This is a genomic window from Martinezella sp. CNPSo 3795 (genome assembly GCF_057784475.1).
This window is the reverse complement of record NZ_JBXSOQ010000008.1, coordinates 104,563-125,384: the sequence shown is the minus strand read 5'-3', so window position 1 is coordinate 125,384 and position 20,822 is coordinate 104,563. Positions and strand designations below refer to the sequence as shown.

Genomic DNA, 20,822 nt, shown 5'->3' with positions numbered 1-20,822 from the left:
TAATCCTGGCGAAACACAGCCAGCGGCTTATTGGCGGATACTAATTCTTCGCGGTCATCACCCGGTCGAGCGCGAATTTCAGCTCGTCCTTGATGCCGGCCGACATGGCGAGAATGTCGCGTGCCTTCAGGAAATCGAGGACGCCGGTGCGGCCGACGGCGGGGCGCAGGAAGATTTGAGGTGCCTGCAGGCGCAGCTTCAGGGCAATATTGGACTGCATGGTGAGCTGGCCGGCACCGAACAGGCTCTCGATACGGTTCGGAACCTGTCGACCGCTGCCTTCCGGCCCGCCGACGACGTCGATGCCGATGATGATATCGGCAAGACCGGCCAAATGTTCATAGGGAACCGGATTCATGATACCGCCATCGATCATTACGCGGTCTCCGAGCTTGACCGGCATGAACACGGCGGGAATGGCCGCAGAAGCGGCGAGCACGGGGAAGAGTTCGCCCTTCTCGATGACGACCTCCGCCTGGTCGTAATAATCGGTCGTGACCACCTTCAGCGGGATGTGCAGCTCGGAAAAGCTTTCCGGGATGGCCGGCGGCAGGAAGGTGCGCAGAATGCGTTCGAGATTGAATTGACCGAAGCGGATGCTGCGCATGCTGACCGGCCGCAGGCTCCAGATCTTGTTGAGAACGGCCGGGCGATTACCGACGGTTGCCAGGGTATAATCGCGGATCTCAGCACCGCTCATGCCGACGGCCATGGCCGCGCCCATAATCGAACCGATGGAGGAGCCTGCTATGGCGACGGGGCGAATGCCGAGTTCGTCCAGCGCCTCTATGATATGAATATGGGCGAGACCGCGCGCACCGCCGCAGCCGAAGGCGACTGCGACGCTCGGCGTGCCGGAGGCGGCGAGCGGATAGTCGCTGCCGACGAAATCAGCATAATCGCCCATAGTGTTCTCCTTCCTCCGTCAGGCCGCCAGCGGCTGGTAACGGAAGAAATGCATCTTGCTGTCGCCGAAGATTCGCTCCTCCAGAAACAGGAAATCAGACGGCGCGGCAACTGTGACATCGGCGCGCTCCTCGAGGATCGCCAGAGCGCCCGGTACCAGCCAGCCACCGGCGGCAGCGGCCGCGAAAGCCTTCTCGCCCAGCCCCTTGCCGTATGGCGGGTCGGCGAAGAGAAAATCGAAGGGTTCGAGATTGCCGACGCTGCCGAGGTCCGTCGCATCACGACGCAGCATGCGCGTGCGGCCATGCAGGCCGAGCGCATCGATGTTCTCCCAGAGAAGGCCCCTGCCCTCGACGCTGCTTTCCACGAAGAGCACGTGACGGCAGCCCCGCGAGGCTGCCTCCAGCCCGACGGCGCCGGTGCCGGCAAAAACGTCCATCATCCGCGTGCCATCGATGGCCTCGGGATAGGCGTGGTTCAGGATGTTGAACAGGCTTTCGCGCGTGCGATCCGCCGTCGGACGAATATCGTTCGACTTCGGCGTTGCAAGCGAGCGACCGCGAAACTCACCGCCGACGATCCTCACCGCGCGTCAGCCCCTGCCGCCCTTGGGGCCGCCCCTGCCGGGGCCACCCCGACCGGAACCGCCGCGCGGACCGCCGGATGGGCGACCTGCGCCACCCGGCTTGCCGCCAAAGCCACGCGAGCCACCGGGCTTTCCGCCCGGCTTACCGCCAAAGGATTTGCCGCCAGGCTTCTTGCCGAAGGGCTTGCCGGCCGGCCGATCGCCGAAGGGTCGGTCACCACGGGGCGGACGATCACCAAACGGGCGATCGCCGCGGGGGCGTTCGGAGCGCTGTTCACCGCCGAAAGACTTGTTGCGCGGACGCTCGTCTCCCTCGGCACGCGGACGCCGGTCGCCACGAGGCTTGTCGCCGAAAGGCCGGTCGCCGCGCGCAGGTCGATCTCCGAAGGACCGTTCGGAGCGGGCTTCACCCTGGAAGGACTTCGCACGAGGACGGTCACCACTCTCCGACCGAGAACTGCGTTCGCCGCGCGGACGATCGCCAAACGCCCGATCGCCGCGGGGACGATCACCAAACGGTCGTTCCCCACGGGCGGGACGATCACCCTGGGGGCGATCGCCGCGCGAGCGCTTGCGATCAAAGCCCTCGTCGTCGCCACGCGACCTGCGCGGCGCTTCCTCGCTCGAACGAATCCATTCGCCATCGCCTTCGTCGACGCGATTGATGCGGACGCGCGGGCCTTCATCCGCACGGTCGAAGCCGCTGCGCTGTGGGCGTTCAATCTCGCCACGGCGGAAGGCGGTCTTTGCATTCTTGGCGGCCTTCGCTGCCGCCTTTTCACCGAGCGGGCGGGCGCCTGGCGCCATCCAGACGTTGGCGCTGCGGCGCGGGCCGAGCGGCTGGCGCTTCGCCCGGTCGTCGTCCTTGTGGCCGCCTTCGCGGCGATCATCACGCTTGGCATCGCGCTTGGTGTCCAGACGGCTCAAGGCGCGCTCGCGCTTATCCTCGGGACGCTCGCGACGCGGGCGCTCTTCCTTGGCCGTGCGAGCCGGCTTCCCAGCATCCGCCTCTTCCGGCTCGGCCACGGCCGGGGCGTTATAGAGCGGCGCATCGAAATTCGCCTTGGCATCTTCGACTAGGCGCGGACCGAGCTGATCGCGCAGCGTGCGGCCGCGCACCTCGAGCACATGGCCTTCCGGCAACTCGCCGAGCTGGAACGGGCCATAGGAGATGCGGATCAGGCGATTGACCTCGAGGCCGAGCGCGCCGAGCACGTTCTTGATTTCGCGGTTCTTGCCTTCGCGCAGGCCCATGGTGATCCAGACGTTGGACCCCTGCGTGCGGTCGAGCGTTGCGTCGATCGAGCCGTAAAGCACGCCATCGACGGCAATGCCCTCCTTCAGCTTGTCGAGCGCTTCCTGATCGATCTCGCCATGGGCGCGCACGCGATAGCGGCGCAGCCAGCCGGTGGTCGGCAATTCCAGAACACGGGCAAGGCCGCCGTCATTGGTCAGCAGCAGCAAACCTTCGGTGTTGATGTCGAGACGGCCGATCGACATGACGCGCGGCAGCTCGTCCGGCAGGTTGTCGAAAACGGTCGGACGCCCTTCCGGATCGGCATTGGTGGTCACCAGGCCTGCCGGCTTGTGATAGAGCCACAGACGGGTGCGCTCGATGCCACGGATCGGCACGCCGTCGACCTCGATCTTGTCGGCGAGCGTCACATTGACCACGGGCGTATCGAGGAGCACGCCGTTGAGCTTGACGCGGCCATCCAGGATCATGCGCTCGATATCGCGGCGAGACGCTACGCCGGCGCGCGCCATCACCTTGGAAATGCGCTCGGCCTTTCCATCCTCGACCGCGGTCGCTTCCGCAGCTTTGACGGCTGCTACCTTCGCAGGCTTCGCGCCATCCCGTTTTACCGTCTTCTTGTCGCCAGCAAAGGGTTTAGACCCAGGCCGCTTGGGCTTGTCATTCATCGTCATTTGTTGTTTGCCTGAATTTTTAACGCGTGTTCCTATCAGGTCACGCCCTTGCGGTTAAGTGGAAAAACTTGAATGGCGGCTACAAATCAATTCATGGAGCTTGCTTTGGTCGAAGCGCGCCGCGCTGGAGAACGTGGCGAAGTGCCGATCGGCGCCGTCGTCGTGCTCGACAACAAGGTCATCGCGGCGGCCGGCAACCGCACTCGCGAGTTCAATGACGTCACCGCCCATGCCGAAATCGTCGCCATCCGCCTGGCCTGCGAGGAACTGGGCCAGGAACGTCTTGCGGGCGCCGATCTCTATGTGACGCTGGAACCCTGCACCATGTGCGCCGCCGCCATTTCGTTCGCGCGCATCCGCCGTCTCTATTATGGTGCCGAAGATCCGAAGGGCGGCGGTGTCGACAATGGCGTGCGCTTCTATCGTCAACCAACCTGTCACCATGCGCCGGAGGTCTATTCCGGCCTCGGCGAAACCGCATCCGCCGACATCCTCAGAGCTTTCTTCCAAGCGAAACGCTCCGAAGACTGAAAAGCGGCGCTGTAACACTTTAAAATTCTGCATAATCTTCCCTTAAATCGATTCCGATTCAAGGATTATGCAGCTGCCGCCGCCTTGAAATCTTTTTACTGGAAAGGCTTCCACCAGCTGCTGTTGTTGGTCTGCTGCGCAGCCTCGGCATCCTTCTTGCGCTTCTTTTCCTTCTTCGACTCGGGCGTGCCGAGATCGTTCAAAGCAGCCTGATCGGATACCTGGCGATATTGCTGCGGCGGGTCGATCAGATAGCGACGCTGATCGATATAGGTGCCGGCCTGGTCCTGACGGGCAGCGCGATAGGCAGCCGTCTGCTGCGCTTCGCTCAGATGGTTCTTGGCGCTGTCGGCCTGAGCCAGCGGCGAGCGATAGTTGACGTCGTTCTTCTTCTCGTCGGCTTCTGCGGCAAGGCGCTTGCGGGCATCTTCCGGCGATTCCAGCCAGGCCGGGTTGTCCTTGCTGGCCAGCGACTGCTGCGGCTGAGTCAGGGTGTTCTTGTCGCCACCAATAACCAGGCCTGGTCTGTTCGGGTATTTTACACCCTTGTCTTTCGGCGTTGCGGCAGAAACGGAGGCGATATCGCCGAGGTCATCGAGGAGCTGGACGCCGGCCGTCTTGTCGGTGCCGTAAGTCGGGCTGCTAAGGCAACCGGACATGGCGCCGCAGCCAACCACAAGTGCCGCCAAGCTGACGCCGACACGAACCTTATGCATCGCTCTCATGAAAACCCTTCCCAGCCATGCCGGAATAAACGCAATAGGACCCCATTCAACGGCAACTGCCGTAAAATTCAGGCCATTTTCAGGCAGCTTTTACCGGATGAATGCCGCAAAGGCAATTCATCCGGCAACTTTCTTCAGTTGACAGCCATCAGCTCGCGCAGTGCCGCCGCATCGCGAGCCGACACATCCGGGTATTCCGGATCCGAGCCGACATCCGTGGTGATGCGCCACGAACGGGCGCATTTGCGGCCTTCGGCAAGCTTGGGCACGACGCTGACCTTCGCGGCGTCGTCGAGACGGAAGGCATCCGCAGGCCCCTGTTCGCCAAGGATGGTGATACCGGAGGTGATGCAGATTTCGGAGAAGTCCTGCCCTTCGAGCACCTTCAACAGCTCGGGATCGGCGACGTAGACCACCGGGGCAGCCTCCAGCGAGGAGCCGATGCGCTTGTCCTTGCGCTCGATTTCCAGCGCGCCGGTGACGACGCTGCGCACAGCGCGGATCTTCTTCCACTTCTCGGCCAGCGCCTCGTTCTTCCATTCGGCCGGAACGGTGACGAACTGCTCGAGATGAACGGAAACCGCCGACGGATTGCGCGAGAGCCAAGCCTCTTCCGTGGTGAAGGGCAGCATCGGCGCCAGCCACGTCACCATGCAATCGAAGATCGTGCGGATAACGGCGAGAGCGGCACGGCGGCGCAGGCTCGACGGCGCATCGCAGTAGAGCGCATCCTTGCGAACGTCGAAGTAGAAGGCCGACAGCTCGACATTGGCGAAATCGATCAAGGCGCGGGCGATGCGCTTGAAGTCGAAGGCGTCGTAGCTTTCGCGCACCAGCTCGTCGAGCTCGGCGAGACGGTGCAGCATCAGCTGCTCAAGCTCCGGCATGTCGGCATAGGCGATCACTTCGCCCTTATCGTGCGCCAGCGTGCCGAGCATCCAGCGGATGGTGTTGCGCAGCTTGCGATAGGCATCGACATTGGTCTGGATGATAGCCTTGCCAAGGCGCTGATCTTCCCAGTAGTCCGTGGTCATGACCCAGAGGCGCAGGATATCGGCGCCAGCGTCCTTCATCACGTCCTGCGGGGCAACGACGTTGCCGAGCGACTTCGACTGTTTGCGGCCCTGTTCGTCCATGGTGAAGCCATGCGTGACGACTGTATCGTAAGGCGCACGGCCGCGGGTCGCGGCACTTTCGAGCAGCGACGAGTGGAACCAGCCGCGATGCTGGTCGGAGCCTTCGAGATAGACATCCGCCGGCCACTTCAGGTCCGGGCGGTCTTCCAGCGTGAAGGTGTGGGTCGAACCGGAATCGAACCACACGTCGAGGATGTCCATGACCTGCGTCCAGGGCTCGTTGGCCTTCTCGCCAAGGAAGCGCTCGCGCGCACCTTTGGCAAACCAGGCATCAGCACCTTCCTGCTCGAAAGCCTCGAGGATGCGGGCGTTGACGCCGTCATCCTGCAGGATGTTGCCCTGCTCGTCGACGAAGATCGCGATCGGCACGCCCCAGGCCCGCTGGCGCGACAGCACCCAATCCGGGCGCTGCTCGATCATGGCGCGCAGACGGTTCTGGCCGGCAGCCGGCACGAAGCGGGTGTCGTCGATCGCCTTCAAGGCGCGCGAACGCAGCGTCGAACCATCCGCAAAGTCCTTGTCCATATAGACGAACCATTGCGGCGTGTTGCGGAAGATGACCGGCTTCTTCGAGCGCCAGGAATGCGGATAGGAATGCTTCAGCCTGCCGCGGGCGAAAAGCGTGTTCGTCTCGATCAGCGCCTTGATGACGAGATCGTTGGCATTGCCCTTCTTGCCGTTGTCGTCCATGACGCGGCCGCCTTCGAAGCCCGGGGCGTCGGCGGTGTAGAAGCCGGCATCATCGACCGGGAACGGGATGGCGGAGGAGATGCCACGCTTTTCAAGATCGCGTGCATGCGACATCCAGGCGTCAAAGTCTTCGCGGCCGTGGCTGGGTGCGGTGTGCACAAAGCCCGTACCGGCATCATCGGTGACGTGATCGCCATCGAGCAGCGGCACCTTGAAGCCATAACCGAGCGAGACAAGCGGGTGCGCGCAGGTGACTGCGGCCAGATCGGCAGCGGTCACATCCGCCAGTCGCTTGTATTGCAGCTTTGCCTTGGCGAAGGACTCTTCTGCCAGCTTGTCGGCGAAAACAAGCTTCTCGCCGGGACGCGGGCCGAAATCATTGGCGGCTTCCGTGACCTCATAGAGGCCATAGGAGACGCGCGAGGAGTATGCGATCGCGCGATTGCCGGGGATCGTCCAGGGGGTGGTCGTCCAGATGACGACGAAGGCACCTGCAAGATGCGCCGGGCCTTCAGCCACCGGGAACTTCACCCAGATCGTGTCACTCTCGACATCGGCATATTCGACTTCGGCTTCGGCAAGCGCCGTGCGCTCGACCACCGACCACATGACCGGCTTGGAGCCGCGATAAAGCTGACCGGTGCGGGCGATCTTCAACAGTTCGCCGGCGATGCGGGATTCCGCATGGAAATTCATGGTCAGATAGGGATTGTCGAAATCGCCCGTGATGCCCAAGCGCTTGAACTCCTCAGACTGGATCTTGATCCAGCCGGCGGCAAAGTCGCGGCATTCCTGGCGAAACTCGTTCACCGGGACCTCGTCCTTGTTCTTGCCCTTCTCGCGGTACTTTTCCTCGATCTTCCATTCGATCGGCAGACCGTGGCAATCCCAGCCGGGAACGTAGTTGCTGTCATAGCCGCGCATCTGGAACGAGCGGGTGATGACGTCCTTCAGGATCTTGTTCAGCGCATGGCCGATGTGGATATGGCCATTGGCGTAGGGCGGGCCGTCGTGCAGCACGAACTTTTCGCGGCCGGCGGCGGAAGCGCGCAGCTTCTTATAAAGGTTCATCTCCTCCCAGCGCTTCACCAGTTCCGGCTCCTTCTGCGGCAGCCCGGCGCGCATCGGAAAATCGGTTTCCGGCAGGTAAAGGGTCTTGGAGTAATCCATCTTTTCAGCGGTATCGGTCATAGTCGTGACAATTGCCTTGGTGTCTCGGGCGTCTTGCGCCTGAACTGGCGCAGCCATATGGGGATTTTTCGGCGGCGGAAAGCGCCTCTTGAACGAGACGCCAAAAACCCGGACCTTCCGGCAGCTTAGAGCGCGCGGAAGGCCGGGCCAATAATTCGTATCGATAGGCTCAGCCGAAATTGGGTCATGGTCGCCGGTTCATAGGCGTTTTTTCCAAGGAAAGGAAGAGGAAACAACGCAGCCGGCATAGAGAATGGCCGCGAACGTTTCCATCCGCGGCCATAAGGGCATTGTTCGGATCAGGCCCGTGCTTCCGCCCGCGCCGGCATCACCGCATTGACGATGATCGCCACGACGATATTGGCAAGAAGCGCCAGCAGTCCGGTGTAGACAGTGAAACCCGCTTCGCCGAGGGGGACCATATGCAGCGGCTTCCAGCCGGCATCCCAGACGAGATAGGTGCCGCCAAAGAAGCCGACGAACCAGCCGACAAGCAGAGCCGGCGCACGGAACCACTTGGTATAGAGGCCGAAGACCAGGGCCGGCAGCGTCTGCAATATCCAGATGCCGCCCAAAAGCTGCAGATCGAGCGCGAACTGCGTCGGCAGGAAAATGATGACGAGAAGCGCGCCGACCTTGACGACGAGCGAGGTCATCTTGGCAACCTTTGCCTCGCCGGCATCGGAAACCTGCGGATCGACATAGGCCTTCCAGAAGTTGCGGGTGAAGAGATTGGCAGCGCCAATGCTCATCACGGCCGCGGGAACGAGCGCGCCGATGGCGATGGCCGCGAAGGCGAAACCTGCAAACCAGCTCGAGAACAGCGTCTGGAATAGCGCCGGAACGACATCGTTCGGGCTATCCAGCTTCAGTTGCGCCGCATGGCCCATATAGCCGAGCAGTGCCAGGAGACCGAGCAGCAGCGTATAGGCCGGCAGCAGCACCGCATTCTTGCGGATGGTATTACCGCTGTTGGAGGCGAAGATGCCGGTCAGCGTATGCGGATACATGAAGGCCGCCAGCGCGGAGCCGAGCGCCAAAGTCGCGTAGGCGACGTACTGGTTGCCACCGAGCAGGAGGCTGCCCGCGCCCTTGGCCTTGAAATCCGCATCGGCGGCCGCAAAGACATTGGCATAACCGCCGAGCTTGGCTGGAATAAGCGCAATCGCCGCGATCACCACGATATAAATCATGATGTCCTTGACGAAGGCGATCAGCGCCGGGGCGCGAAGGCCAGCCGAATAGGTATAGAGCGCCAGGATGATGAAGGCGACGGCAAGCGGCAATTCGCCATGAAGTCCGAGCGCCTTGAACACCGCCGTCATGCCGACGAGCTGCAGGGCAATGTAGGGCATGGTGGCGATGACGCCCGTCAGAGCGACCGCCAGTTCCAGCGCCCGCGAGCCATATTGCCCGTGGACGACATCGCCCGCCGTGACATAGCCGTGGTCCTTCGCACGCCTCCAGAGAAGCGGCATGACCATGAAGACGAACGGGTAGACGACGATCGTATAGGGCAACGCGAAGAAGCCATAGGCACCGACAGTGTAGACCAGGGCTGGAACTGCGATGACCGTATAGGCGGTGTAAAAGTCGCCGCCGACGAGGAACCAGGTGATCCAGGTGCCGAAGGTGCGGCCGCCAAGACCCCATTCATCAATATGGGCAAGAGTCTTCGGTCGGCGCCAGCGGGCAGCGACAAAGCCCATGACGGTCACGAGGGCCAGGAAGAAGATGAAGACGGCAAGAGCTGTCGGATCGATATCAGTCATCATGGCGCATGCTCCGATAGGCGATCCAGGTCAGGAAGGCGGTGATCGGCACCCAGGCCAGCTGATACCAGTAGAAGAAGGGGAAACCCAACAGCACCGGATCGTGGCTGTTGTAGAAGGGGACCCAAAGCAAGCCTATGTAGGGAATGACGAGCAGCCAGCAGGCCGCCGTCCCGAAACGTTTGTCCATGTCCGATACCTCTCACGCGGTGTCTGCGCGCCACCTTGTTGCAGTTGTCAGAGTGGAAGGGGTGCATCAGTCTGCGATTGCAATGTGCGCCCTAGGGCCGAAGCCGAGGAGCTTTGGCCATGCAGGGCCAGACCAACGGATGTGAATTCCTCCCAACGGCCCGCCTGCGGGCAGCCGCTGATAAAGTCCTACGGCGAGTCTACCGTCCGAACAAGATATTAGCTGATGCGAAATCGTCAAACCTACCCAGAAGTGGGTAGGCGGACGTCAGCCCGCCGCGGTTGCGATGCCGTGGTCAAGCGCGTAGCGGATCAGACCGGCGGTCGTTGCGATGCCAAGCTTCTTCTTCAAATTCTTGCGATGCGTTTCCGCCGTCGCGGGCGTGATCTGAAGCTCTTCGGCAATCTCGCGATTACTCCTGCCTGTAACGATCAAGCCCAGAATGCGCCGCTCGCGCGGGGTCAGAGGATCAGCCTCATTTTGCGCCGTGTCTGCCACCAGTATGTCGCGAACGCCGGACGAGAAATAAGTCCCGCCGGCTGCTACCGTCTCGATGGCGCAGACGACTTCATCCGTCGAAACATCCTTGAGGATATATCCGACCGCACCGCGCATGATCGACGAGGAGATGTATTCGCGGCTGTCATGCATGGACAGCATCACGATCCGCGTCTCCGGAAGCTCCCGGCGAAAGAGCTCGATCGCCTCGATACCGCTCAGCTTCGGCATATTGATATCCATCAAGGTAACCTGCGGGAGCGTCCGTCGTCCGACCTCCAGGCCGATCTGCGCAAGGTTTGCCGTCCCGACCACCTCTATGTGGTCAAACGTCTCCAGCACGGCTTTCAATCCGTCCAACACCACGGGATGATTGTCGATCAACAGAACACTGATCCTGTCGCTTTTCATGCCGCATCCACCTTTGCTCTTGGCGAGGCATTGGCCGATTTCGGCAGCATCGCAATCAGTGTCGTACCATCGGCCTTGCTCTGGACGAGAAGCAGGCCGCGGAAATGTGCCATCCGCTCCTGCATGTTCCTCAGCCCAAGTCCGCCTTTGCCGTCGCCAGTGCCGTCAAAACCAATGCCGTTGTCCGAAATTCTCAAGCGTGCACGCCCGCGATCACTCCAAAGTTTGATCGCAAGAACCGTCGCCCCGGAATGGCGCTCCACATTGTTCAAGGCCTCCTGCGCGACACGGTAGAGCGCGGTATTGGCTTCCGGCTTCAGCATGCTGGTGAAGCCGGAAGCCTCGATCTCGGTTGCGATCCCGGTCCGCTCGGCGAAATTGTTCGCGAGCGCGGTCAGCGCCGCCGTCAAGCCAAGATCATCGAGCACGCGGGGACGCAGATCATGCGAGAGCCGCCTGATGTCCTTGATTGCGCTGTTCAGGGTATCGATACCCTTCTCGATCGTCGTGGCGGCATCATCGACCTGGTTTCGTACCTTGCGGTTGGCAAGGTCCATGACATAGCGCACGCCGAGGAGATTCTGCGACACGCCATCGTGCAGTTCACGCGCAAGGCGGGCGCGTTCCTCCTCCTGCGTATCAATCACTCTTTGCGTCAGCTCCTTCAGCCGACCATCGGCCATGCGTCGCTCACGGAAGGTCAAGAGCATGCAAGTCGTGAAGACGACCAGAACAGCAGGGACGGCAATGAGTGTGACGACGACAAAGGTTCCTTTTATGTTTGCCCGCATGGCGGCATTGGCCGCAGCAGTCTGGGTAAAAATATCATCCAGATAGACGCCGGTTCCGACAACCCAGTGCCATTTATCAAGGCCGACAGCGAATGAGAGCTTATCGGCGACACGGCCGGTGGAAGGCTTCTCCCATTTGTACTGGTGCAGGCCCCCGCCGGCTTTTGCGGTCTTGATGAGCTCCGCGATGACCTTGTCGCCGTCCGGATCGGTCAAATCGATCCAATTGCGCCCGTTACGAAATCTCTCGCGCGGATGAACGATGTTGTTGCCATCATAGTCGTAGACGAAGAAGTATCCGTCCGGTCCATAATCAAGCGACGTCAGGATCGCGGCTACCTTGTCCTTAGCGGCTTGATCGTCCGGGGCTGCGTCCCGATAGATCGCCTGAATGGCCGACACGGCAAGATTTGTAAGGTTGACGATCTCCGTTTCCTTCGCCCTCAGCATGTTCTGTTCGAAGGTTTCGATATTGCTCTTGGTAAGATTGGTCGACTGCCAAGTAATGAAGGCAGTGATTGCCAGGATCGAGATGACGAGAGGCGCGAGCGCGAGCGCAATAATCTGGTTGCGTAGTGTCAACGATTGCTCCTCCCAAAAACCGGCGCGGAACAATGATCCTTGTCGGGCATGAATTCAACAGTCTCTTGGCGGCGTTGATGTCAGCCCGAAATCGGAGCGATGATACGAGGCGGAAAACCTTTTCCACCCCATCACTTCGCGAATATCAGTCGAAGGCGATGGCGCGATCAAGCTCGCTGAGCGGCTGGACGCCGGCAAGCAGCGCGCGTGCTTCGTCCTCATCCTTGCGGATCTGCGCGACCAGCGGGTCGAGACCTTCGAACTTCAGTTCGGGGCGGAGATAGCCGAAGAAAGAGACCGAACAGACCTGTCCGTAGAGATCGCCGCTGAAATCGAAGACAAAGGTCTCCAGCAGCGGCGCGCCGTTATCCGTTACCGTCGGACGCCGGCCGTAGCTGGCGACCCCATCGCGGACGACGCCATCGGCCGTTCGGAAGCGAACCGCATAGATGCCTGCCCTCAGCGATGACTCCGGCGGCAGCTGCATATTTGCCGTCGGGAAGCCGAGCGTGCGGCCGAGCTTCTCGCCGCCGATAACGGGCGCCTGAACGGTATAGCGATAGCCAAGCAGACCGGCGGCTTGGGCGACATCGCCTTCCGCGAGCAGCGCACGAATGCGGCTCGACGAGATGACCTCCGTGTTTTCGTCGCGGAAGGCATCGATCAGCGTCACGCCGAAACCATTGTGACTACCGGCATTCATGAGGAAGGCGGGGCCTCCCTGGCGATCATGGCCGAAATGGAAATCGAAGCCAGTGACGACTTCCGACGCGTGCAGCCAGTCGATCAGGATCGAGTGGACGAACTCGTCCGCCGAACGCTGCGAGAAGGTGCGATCGAAGGGATATTCGATGACGGCGTTGAAGCCGAGCGCTTCGAGGAGACGTGCTCGGAGCGGCGCAGGCGTCAGACGGAAAACAGGCTGATCGGGCTTGAAGACGGTGCGCGGATGCGGCTCGAAGGTGAGCACCAGCGCCGGCACGCCGCGCTCCCTGGCGATCTCCAGCGCACGTGTCAGCACAGACTGATGGCCGCGGTGCACACCGTCGAAATTGCCGATGGCGACCACCCCGCCCTTCAGGGCATCGGGAAGCGGCTCGCGGGTTTCGTTGCGATGGAAAACGGTCATCGACTGCCACTCTCCTCAGACAAGGCGCGGCATCCACCACTTCGGCGAGGCCTGCTCGCGCGCCAGGAAGGCGCCGAGCGCGGCCTCATCCGTATGCCCCTCGACGACATATTCGCGGGCGTGGATGCCATGGCTGATATAAAGAAGATCGAGGCCGTAATCGAGTGCGCCGCGCACGTCGGTCGGCATGCCGTCGCCGATCGCCACGACACGCGACAGCGGAAACTCGCTTTTCACCTCGCGGGCCGCCGCGATCGCGGCATCGTAGATCGGCTGGTGCGGCTTGCCGGCGATGCGCGTCTGGCCACCAAGCCGCTCATAATAGGCGGCCATAGCGCCGGCGCAGGGGATCATGCGGTGGCCGCGCTCGACCACAAGATCCGGATTGGCGCAGATCAGCGGCACCTTGCGAGCCGACCAGGCCGTCAGCATGTCGGTATAATCGTCAGGTGTTTCGGTCTCGTCGTCAAAGAAACCGGTGCAGACGATGCTTTCGGCCTCGCCAGCGTCGACGCGCTGAACGTCAAGGTCTTCCAGGATGCCGATGTCACGCTCGGGGCCGAGCAGAAACACCTTTTTCGGTCCCTCGGCAATCAGCCTGCGGGTGACATCGCCCGAGGTGATGATGCGATCGTAAACGCTGTCGGGAACCCCGATCGCACGCAGCTGCTCGACGACCTTCGGAGCGACGCGTGGAGAGTTGGTGATGAGGACGACAGCAAGGCCTTCGCCGCGGGCCGCTTCGAGCGCGATGGAGGCCTCCTTGTAGGCGGTGACGCCGTTATGGAGCACGCCCCAGACATCGCAGAGCGCAACATCATAAAGTCCGCCGATGTCGCGAAAGCTCTCGATCCGTTTGCCCATGCCATCCTCGCATCAAATAAATCACGGGCTGACATCGCAAACCGGCCGGCAAATTACAAGAGCGGCATGCAAGGTTTTTGCGGCGCACAAGGCCTGAGAAGCAGACATGTGCAAGCTCGGCGAGCTGCAAGATTGCGCAGCGGAAGCAACAGCATGACGCTCTCGAAAAGGTGCGACCTGACCCTTTCTGAAGAGGGGAAAATGAGAGGAACTTCGCAACGACGTGCTACACGCCACTGCCATGGGCGTTAATCATCCTCAAAACAAGCCGTTACGCGCCGCAAAAAATTCACAGTGCTGTCCTTGACTCGTCCGGAAGCCACCCCTAAATCACCGTCGCTAGCACTCTCCAAGGATGAGTGCTAACAAAATCCATACGGATCTCCGCTGATCCGTGAATGTCATTTGATCGAGGGATTAGACAATGGCAAGCACCAATTTCCGCCCCCTTCATGACCGCGTCGTCGTTCGCCGCGTCGAGTCGGAAGAAAAGACCAAGGGTGGCATCATCATTCCCGATACCGCCAAGGAAAAGCCGCAGGAAGGCGAAATCGTCGCCGTCGGCTCCGGCGCTCGCGATGAATCCGGCAAGGTCGTAGCACTCGACGTCAAGGTTGGCGATCGCGTTCTGTTCGGCAAGTGGTCCGGCACCGAAGTCAAGCTCAACGGCGAAGACCTTCTGATCATGAAGGAAGCCGACATCATGGGCATCATCGGCTAATCCGGCCGGTTCCCTTTTCCGATACAGCTGACGGGCCTTAAAGCCCGGAAAACGCGAATTCAGGAGTTTCAAACATGGCAGCTAAAGAAGTAAAATTCGGCCGCAGCGCCCGCGAAAAGATGCTTCGTGGCGTCGACATCCTCGCTGACGCAGTGAAGGTCACGCTCGGCCCGAAGGGTCGTAACGTCGTTATCGACAAGTCCTTCGGCGCTCCGCGCATCACCAAGGACGGCGTTTCCGTCGCCAAGGAAATCGAACTCGAAGACAAGTTCGAGAACATGGGCGCCCAGATGGTGCGCGAAGTCGCTTCGAAGACCAACGATGTTGCCGGTGACGGCACCACCACCGCAACCGTTCTTGCCCAGGCAATCGTACGCGAAGGCGCCAAGGCTGTTGCAGCCGGCATGAACCCGATGGATCTGAAGCGCGGCATCGACCTCGCTGTTGCAGAAGTCGTCAAGGACCTGCTCGCCAAGGCCAAGAAGATCAACACTTCGGAAGAAGTTGCCCAGGTCGGCACGATCTCCGCAAACGGCGAAAAGCAGATCGGTCTCGATATTGCTGAAGCCATGCAGAAGGTCGGCAACGAAGGCGTCATCACGGTTGAAGAAGCCAAGACCGCCGAAACCGAACTCGAAGTCGTCGAAGGCATGCAGTTCGACCGCGGCTACCTCAGCCCCTATTTCGTAACCAACCCGGAAAAGATGGTGGCCGACCTCGAAGACGCCTTCATCCTCCTGCACGAGAAGAAGCTCTCGAACCTGCAGGCCATGCTCCCGGTTCTCGAAGCCGTCGTTCAGACCGGCAAGCCGCTCCTCATCATCGCTGAAGACGTCGAAGGCGAAGCTCTTGCAACCCTCGTCGTTAACAAGCTGCGTGGTGGTCTGAAGATCGCTGCTGTCAAGGCTCCGGGCTTCGGCGACCGCCGCAAGGCCATGCTGGAAGACATCGCCATCCTGACGGGCGGCACTGTCATCTCCGAAGATCTCGGCATCAAGCTCGAGTCTGTCACCCTCGACATGCTCGGCCGCGCCAAGAAGGTTTCGATCTCCAAGGAAAACACCACGATCGTCGACGGCGCTGGCGCCAAGTCTGACATCGAAGGCCGTGTTGCCCAGATCAAGGCCCAGATCGAAGAAACCACCTCTGACTACGACCGCGAAAAGCTGCAGGAACGCCTTGCAAAGCTCGCTGGCGGCGTTGCCGTTATCCGCGTTGGCGGCTCGACGGAAATCGAAGTCAAGGAAAAGAAGGACCGCATCGACGACGCTCTGAACGCGACGCGCGCTGCCGTTCAGGAAGGCATCGTACCGGGCGGCGGTACCGCTCTGCTGCGTTCTTCCGTCAAGATCTCGGTCAAGGGCGAAAACGAAGACCAGGAAGCTGGCATCAACATCGTTCGCCGCGCTCTGCAGTCCCCGGCTCGCCAGATCGCTGAAAACGCTGGTGACGAAGCTTCGATCGTTGTCGGCAAGATCCTCGACAAGAACGAAGACAACTGGGGCTACAACGCTCAGACGGGTGTTTACGGCGACATGATCGCCATGGGCATCGTCGACCCGGTCAAGGTCGTTCGCACGGCTCTGCAGGACGCAGCTTCGGTTGCTTCGCTGCTGATCACCACTGAAGCCATGATCGCCGAACTGCCGAAGAAGGATGCCCCTGCTGGCATGCCGGGCGGCATGGGTGGCATGGGCGGCATGGACATGATGTGATAGGCCAACAGGCCTAATCGCAGGAATGTCCATAAAGCTTCGCCCATGCACTTTAGTGCTTCAGGCCGCCAAGCGGCCTGAAGTGGCGGCATGGACATGATGTGATAGGCCAACGGCCTGTTGCGATTGTTCAATCCGACATCCAGAATTGATGAAGGGCGGCCCTCGGGTCGCCCTTTTTAATTGTGCCGAAACTGTACAACTGCAATTCCTGCAAGATTCTGTCGTATTGCAAATTTTGCAACTTGCCCATTGCTGTTTTCGAAAAAGCCCCTATAACTCGCAGCGCAGCGATTTTGGAGAGTTAGCTGCAATACACGTAATTTTTACTTCTTTTGGACAGGCTTAACCTGCGGCTTGGTATGATCATGACCTTGAGCGCTGGCACTGTCCGGATTTATTACTTGAAATGACTTCATAAACTGGAACGCCATCCCGAAAAGCATTGTCAACAGCGAAGCAGCGGAGGCACGCCTCGACCATAAGCTGCGGCGCAAAATGCAAGGGGACCTTCCATCCGGGGAAATACGGAATTGAAGTGAGGCGCGGGGAACCATGCGCTCTTGTGGGGATCATCTTGTTCAAGATTGCCAAAGCCAATTTTTCCGCACCGTTTGCTCCCGGCTCGCTGGAGTTCGAAGGCCATGACCCCGATCTTCTGGCACAATTCTGTGTTTCCGAGGGATGGACGGGCGATCTTTCAAGCGGCATCATCAAACTTGGGCAGTGGAGCACGATGCTGCACGGGCTGAGCTTCTCGGAATGTGGCTTGCTGAGCCTCATGCATTGCTATGATCCGCACGATCGAGCGCGTATCCTCGATCTCTTCGAGCAGGCGGCAACCGCAAACTCTTCTTTCTGTTATTCCACGACAACGCTCGGCACCGGCGGCCATCGCCAGCCGGTCTTGTGCGTTGGCGAATCCGTTGCTGCCGACAAGCAACGTGCCGGCAGCATGGTCGGCGTCTTCCTGTTTCCACGCTTCAAGCTGGAACCGGGCAGCCAGCTCGCCACCCGGCAGTAAACGGCTGTCGATGATGGTCGGGTGAGTTCACCTGACCAATTACTTGGTTCAACCTGATCAATCCCGCTTGGGAATGCTGAGACCACGCTGGCTTGCCGGGCGCGCAAGGGCTCGCTCCAGCCAGGCCATGACCGAAGGGAAACTTTCGAACTCCAGAACCTCGCGGCCGCCATAGAAGACGTCGACGCCGCGAACCCAGGGGAAAGTGGTGATGTCGGCGATGGTGTATTCATCACCCATGATCCATTCGCGCCCCTGCAGGCGGCTCTCCAGCACGCCGAGAAGGCGCTTGGCCTCGTCGCGATAACGCTCGACCGGATAGGGGTTATTGGCGACCTTTTCGGCAGCGAATTTGAAGAAATGGCCGAACTGCCCGAACATCGGACCGACGCCGGCCATCTGGAAGAAAACCCATTCCAGCGTTTCGTAACGCCTAGCTGCGTCGCTTGGCATGAGCTTGCCGGTCTTCTCCGCCAGATAGACCAGGATCGCGCCGGATTCGAACAGACCGATCGGCTTGCCGCCGGGACCATTGGGATCGATGATTGCCGGAATGCGGCCATTCGGATTCAGCGAAACGAATTCAGGAGACTTCTGGTCGTTGGTGCCGAAGGAGATCAGATGCGGCTCATAGGGCAGACCAAGCTCTTCCAGCGCGATCGACACCTTGACGCCGTTCGGCGTCGGCAGCGAGTAGAGCTGGATAATATCCGGATTGCTGGCAGGCCAGCGTTTCGTGATCGGAAAGGACGACAGATCGGCCATGGGCTTGCTCCTGAAGGCTATGATTTGACAACTGATTTGCCGCCACAATAGCCGATAGGGCTTGTATGGGAAGTGTTATCTCAGCGGCCCATTGTTCAATGATTGTGAACTAATTGTGCGCAGTTGTTTATCTTTCCAACCTCCCAAAAATCACGAATATCTGTCTCCAGAAATTGTCGCCACCCGATCCCGAGTGAATTTACTGGAGACTGTCATGTCCAATACCAACAACGTCATCATTCTTGTGGCGCGCATCCTGCTCGCCTTCATGTTCATCTTTGCCGGCTTCGGCAAGCTGACCGATCCTGCAGGTACCGCCGGCATGATTGCCGGCGCCGGTATGCCTGCCGCAACGCTGCTTACCTATCTTGCCGGCGCGTTTGAATTCGTCACCGGCGTCTGCGTCCTCATCGGCTTCCAGGTCCGTATCGTCGGCTGGCTTCTTGCCCTCTTCTGTGTCTTCACCGGCGTCGTCTTCCACCTGCCGACCGTCAATGTTCCGGACTTCCCGGCTGCCGCCAACGGCTGGATCAACGGCCTAAACTTCGTGAACTTCCTGAAGAACATCACGCTCGCCGGCGCCTACATCATGCTCGCCACCAACGGCGCAGGCGTCTACTCGGTCGACGCACGCCGCGGTGCCTACGCAGCCGCCTGATTGCTGCATATTTCCCAAGAAAAAAGGCCCGCCGGAATTCCGGCGGGCCTTTTCGCATGAATAGGAAATTGGAAAATCAGAGCGCGCTGCGCACGGCAGATATGATGCGCTCAACCATCGGATCGCCATTGTGGCTCTCCTTGCGGGCACGCACCAGACACGCCTCAGAGCGCAGGATGACGCCATCCGACAGGACCTTCAGATGGTTCGCCTTAAGCGTCGAGCCGGTGGAGGTGATGTCGACGATGATGTCGGCCGAGCCGGCAGCGGGTGCCCCTTCCGTCGCACCGAGACTTTCGACGATGCGATAGAGCTGAATGCCATGCTGGCTGGAGAAGAACTGCTGCGTCAGCCGCCAGTATTTGGTCGCGACCGTCAGCCTGCGGCCGTGACGAGCGCGGAAATCGGCGGCGACATCGCCGAGATCGGCCATCGTGTCGACATCGAGCCAGATATCCGGCACGGCGACGACGACATCGGCATGGCCGAAGCCCAGCCTGGCGCAGAATTCGACGCGGCGATCAGCCTCCGCCATGCCCTCGCGCACGAGGTCTTCGCCGGTGATGCCGAAATCGACGCTGCCATTGCCGATCTCTCGCGAGATTTCCGAGGCCGACAGGAAGGCGATCTCGACACCTTCAAAGCCTTCGACACGGCCGCGATAGGAACGGTCATTGCCGACGGCGACGATCGGCATGCCGGCGCGCTCGAAGATCGCGGCGCAATCGTCCTTCATCCGGCCCTTTGAAGGAATCGCTATCGTAATGGTCATCAGGCTGCCCTCACGGTTTCGATACGGTCGAGCCAGAGCGCGAAGCCGACAGCCGGGATATGGTCCTTGGCACCGAGCAGGGTCATCAACCGGTCGAAGCGGCCGCCGCCGGCCAGCACCGCGCTCGACCCTTCCACCGTCACCTCGAAGACGAGACCGGTATAGTAGTCGAGCGGGCGACCGAAGGCGGCACGATAGTCGATCTTGGAAGCATCGACACCGGCGCGGGCCAATGCCGCGACGCGGGCGTCGAAGCTTTCCAGGGCCTTCCCCAGCTTCAGACCTGCCGCGTCGGCAAAACCCGCTAGTGCGACGGAAGCATCCGAGAGCGGTACGCTCAGGGACAAGAACTCCTCCAGCACGCGGAAGGCCGCATCGTCGAGCCGCGTTTCCGATAGGACCAGCTTCTCACGAAGGCGGCGAGCGATCTCCTGCGGCGAGCGGCTGGCATTGGTGGAATAGCCGGTTGCGTGCATGGTGGCATCGATATGCCTGACCAGCCCCTGTTCGTCGCCACGGCTCAGGAAATCGAGCACATGGGCATCGAGCCCGGTGACCGGCTGCGGGCTTGCAAGATGCGCCAGCAAGGTTTCGAGCTGCATCATGTTGCCAAAAGCGTGGATCAGGCGCTTCTGCCAGCCGGATGGCAGGCCGAGCGCCTGCACAACGGCCTCGAACACGGCCTGATCGCCAAGCGTCACGGAGAGCGGTTTACCGGGCACCACGCGATCGAGGATACCGATGGCATCGCTGATGGCGCGAGCATCGGCGCTCGCCGTATTGCCATCACCCAAATCCTCTATGCCGGCCTGATAGAACTCATGGCCGCCTTCGCGGCGCTGGCGAAAGATCTCGCCGAGATAGGAGTAACGCTTCGGGGTGCCGGTGGCGGTCTCGATATGGCGCAGACAGACGGGAATGGTGAACTCCGGGCGCAGGCAAAGGCTGGCACCGGTTTCGCTTTCGGTCATGAAGATGCGCCGGCGGAGATCCTCGCCGGCCATATCGAGAAAGGGCTCGGCCGGCTGGATGATGGGCGTATCCACCCTCTCCGTCCCACGAACGGAAAATTCGTCCAGCAGGTCGCTGGCAAAATTCGGGAGGTTGATCAGAGGCATGGGGCTATTCTCCCCTTCTCCCCGGCGGGGAGAAGGTGCCCGACAGGGCGGATGAGGGGGCCGAGGAACGAAGTGACGAGGATTCTGAGCGCCAACGTACGAATAGCTCGCGTGAGCC

19 protein-coding genes are annotated in these 20,822 nt (G+C 60.8%); 5 read left to right on the top strand and 14 right to left on the bottom strand.

From position 1 onward, the window contains the following. Nucleotides 1-40 precede the first annotated feature (40 nt). Genes AC13QY_RS21610 through AC13QY_RS21600 form a run of 3 tightly spaced genes read right to left on the bottom strand, consistent with a single transcriptional unit; the run spans nucleotide 41 to nucleotide 3,421 of the window. On the bottom strand, nucleotides 41-907 hold the full coding sequence (locus AC13QY_RS21610; RefSeq protein WP_113330958.1) for a patatin-like phospholipase family protein: 867 nt from the start codon (nucleotides 905-907) through the stop codon (nucleotides 41-43). An 18-nt stretch (nucleotides 908-925) separates the two neighbouring features. Continuing rightward, a complete protein-coding gene (gene rsmD, locus AC13QY_RS21605) occupies nucleotides 926-1,492 on the bottom strand; it encodes a 16S rRNA (guanine(966)-N(2))-methyltransferase RsmD (protein WP_113330957.1) in 567 nt (188 codons plus the stop codon). A 6-nt stretch (nucleotides 1,493-1,498) separates the two neighbouring features. Beyond that, nucleotides 1,499-3,421: a pseudouridine synthase gene (locus tag AC13QY_RS21600; RefSeq protein WP_269244422.1), complete on the bottom strand. Its 1,923-nt coding sequence runs from the start codon at nucleotides 3,419-3,421 to the stop codon at nucleotides 1,499-1,501. Between the two features lie 72 nt (nucleotides 3,422-3,493). Here AC13QY_RS21600 and AC13QY_RS21595 point away from each other — a divergent pair, with 72 nt between their 5' ends. Continuing rightward, nucleotides 3,494-3,952 (top strand): nucleoside deaminase, encoded by a 459-nt coding sequence (locus tag AC13QY_RS21595; RefSeq protein WP_113421452.1) that lies wholly within the window; start codon nucleotides 3,494-3,496, stop codon nucleotides 3,950-3,952. A gap of 95 nt (nucleotides 3,953-4,047) precedes the next feature. Here the strand turns inward: AC13QY_RS21595 and AC13QY_RS21590 are convergent, their stop codons facing one another. From AC13QY_RS21590 to AC13QY_RS21555, 8 genes are all read right to left on the bottom strand, one after another. Next, complete coding sequence (locus AC13QY_RS21590) at nucleotides 4,048-4,677, bottom strand: hypothetical protein (protein WP_113330954.1); 630 nt, start codon at nucleotides 4,675-4,677, stop codon at nucleotides 4,048-4,050. A gap of 134 nt (nucleotides 4,678-4,811) precedes the next feature. Next, on the bottom strand, nucleotides 4,812-7,694 hold the full coding sequence (gene ileS / locus AC13QY_RS21585; protein WP_488493940.1) for an isoleucine--tRNA ligase: 2,883 nt from the start codon (nucleotides 7,692-7,694) through the stop codon (nucleotides 4,812-4,814). A 299-nt stretch (nucleotides 7,695-7,993) separates the two neighbouring features. Continuing rightward, entirely contained in the window at nucleotides 7,994-9,469 is a 1,476-nt protein-coding gene (mctP, locus tag AC13QY_RS21580; RefSeq protein WP_113330953.1) for a monocarboxylate uptake permease MctP, read from the bottom strand. After that, nucleotides 9,459-9,656 (bottom strand): DUF3311 domain-containing protein, encoded by a 198-nt coding sequence (locus tag AC13QY_RS21575; protein WP_068391887.1) that lies wholly within the window; start codon nucleotides 9,654-9,656, stop codon nucleotides 9,459-9,461. Before AC13QY_RS21575 ends, mctP begins: the two co-directional genes overlap by 11 nt. A 267-nt stretch (nucleotides 9,657-9,923) precedes the next feature. After that, the gene (mctR, locus tag AC13QY_RS21570) at nucleotides 9,924-10,565 is read right to left on the bottom strand and encodes a two-component system response regulator MctR (RefSeq protein WP_113330952.1); all 642 of its coding nucleotides are present in this window, start codon (nucleotides 10,563-10,565) and stop codon (nucleotides 9,924-9,926) included. Next, a complete protein-coding gene (mctS, locus tag AC13QY_RS21565) occupies nucleotides 10,562-11,938 on the bottom strand; it encodes a two-component system sensor histidine kinase MctS (RefSeq protein WP_113330951.1) in 1,377 nt (458 codons plus the stop codon). Before mctS ends, mctR begins: the two co-directional genes overlap by 4 nt. Before the next feature lie 145 nt (nucleotides 11,939-12,083). Continuing rightward, entirely contained in the window at nucleotides 12,084-13,067 is a 984-nt protein-coding gene (locus tag AC13QY_RS21560) for a bifunctional riboflavin kinase/FAD synthetase (protein WP_113330950.1), read from the bottom strand. A 15-nt stretch (nucleotides 13,068-13,082) separates the two neighbouring features. Then, nucleotides 13,083-13,931: a TIGR01459 family HAD-type hydrolase gene (locus AC13QY_RS21555; protein WP_488493920.1), complete on the bottom strand. Its 849-nt coding sequence runs from the start codon at nucleotides 13,929-13,931 to the stop codon at nucleotides 13,083-13,085. 424 nt (nucleotides 13,932-14,355) lie between these two features. On the opposite strand from AC13QY_RS21555, the gene groES reads away from it, so the two are divergent. The 3 genes from groES to AC13QY_RS21540 all read left to right on the top strand — a co-directional run bounded on the left by groES (nucleotide 14,356) and on the right by AC13QY_RS21540 (nucleotide 17,391). After that, on the top strand, nucleotides 14,356-14,652 hold the full coding sequence (gene groES, locus AC13QY_RS21550) for a co-chaperone GroES (protein ID WP_004109735.1): 297 nt from the start codon (nucleotides 14,356-14,358) through the stop codon (nucleotides 14,650-14,652). Between the two features lie 74 nt (nucleotides 14,653-14,726). Further along, entirely contained in the window at nucleotides 14,727-16,367 is a 1,641-nt protein-coding gene (groL, locus tag AC13QY_RS21545) for a chaperonin GroEL (protein ID WP_113330948.1), read from the top strand. Between the two features lie 577 nt (nucleotides 16,368-16,944). Then, the gene (locus tag AC13QY_RS21540) at nucleotides 16,945-17,391 is read left to right on the top strand and encodes a hypothetical protein (protein ID WP_233788597.1); all 447 of its coding nucleotides are present in this window, start codon (nucleotides 16,945-16,947) and stop codon (nucleotides 17,389-17,391) included. Nucleotides 17,392-17,448: 57 nt separating this feature from the next. Here the strand turns inward: AC13QY_RS21540 and AC13QY_RS21535 are convergent, their stop codons facing one another. Beyond that, complete coding sequence (locus AC13QY_RS21535; RefSeq protein WP_113353839.1) at nucleotides 17,449-18,156, bottom strand: glutathione binding-like protein; 708 nt, start codon at nucleotides 18,154-18,156, stop codon at nucleotides 17,449-17,451. 214 nt (nucleotides 18,157-18,370) lie between these two features. Here AC13QY_RS21535 and AC13QY_RS21530 point away from each other — a divergent pair, with 214 nt between their 5' ends. Further along, on the top strand, nucleotides 18,371-18,814 hold the full coding sequence (locus AC13QY_RS21530; protein ID WP_113353838.1) for a DoxX family protein: 444 nt from the start codon (nucleotides 18,371-18,373) through the stop codon (nucleotides 18,812-18,814). A 76-nt stretch (nucleotides 18,815-18,890) separates the two neighbouring features. Here the strand turns inward: AC13QY_RS21530 and hisG are convergent, their stop codons facing one another. Continuing rightward, nucleotides 18,891-19,586: an ATP phosphoribosyltransferase gene (hisG, locus tag AC13QY_RS21525; RefSeq protein WP_113353837.1), complete on the bottom strand. Its 696-nt coding sequence runs from the start codon at nucleotides 19,584-19,586 to the stop codon at nucleotides 18,891-18,893. Beyond that, the gene (locus tag AC13QY_RS21520; protein WP_113353836.1) at nucleotides 19,586-20,704 is read right to left on the bottom strand and encodes an ATP phosphoribosyltransferase regulatory subunit; all 1,119 of its coding nucleotides are present in this window, start codon (nucleotides 20,702-20,704) and stop codon (nucleotides 19,586-19,588) included. The genes hisG and AC13QY_RS21520 overlap by 1 nt, the downstream gene beginning before the upstream one ends. Nucleotides 20,705-20,822 lie beyond the last annotated feature (118 nt).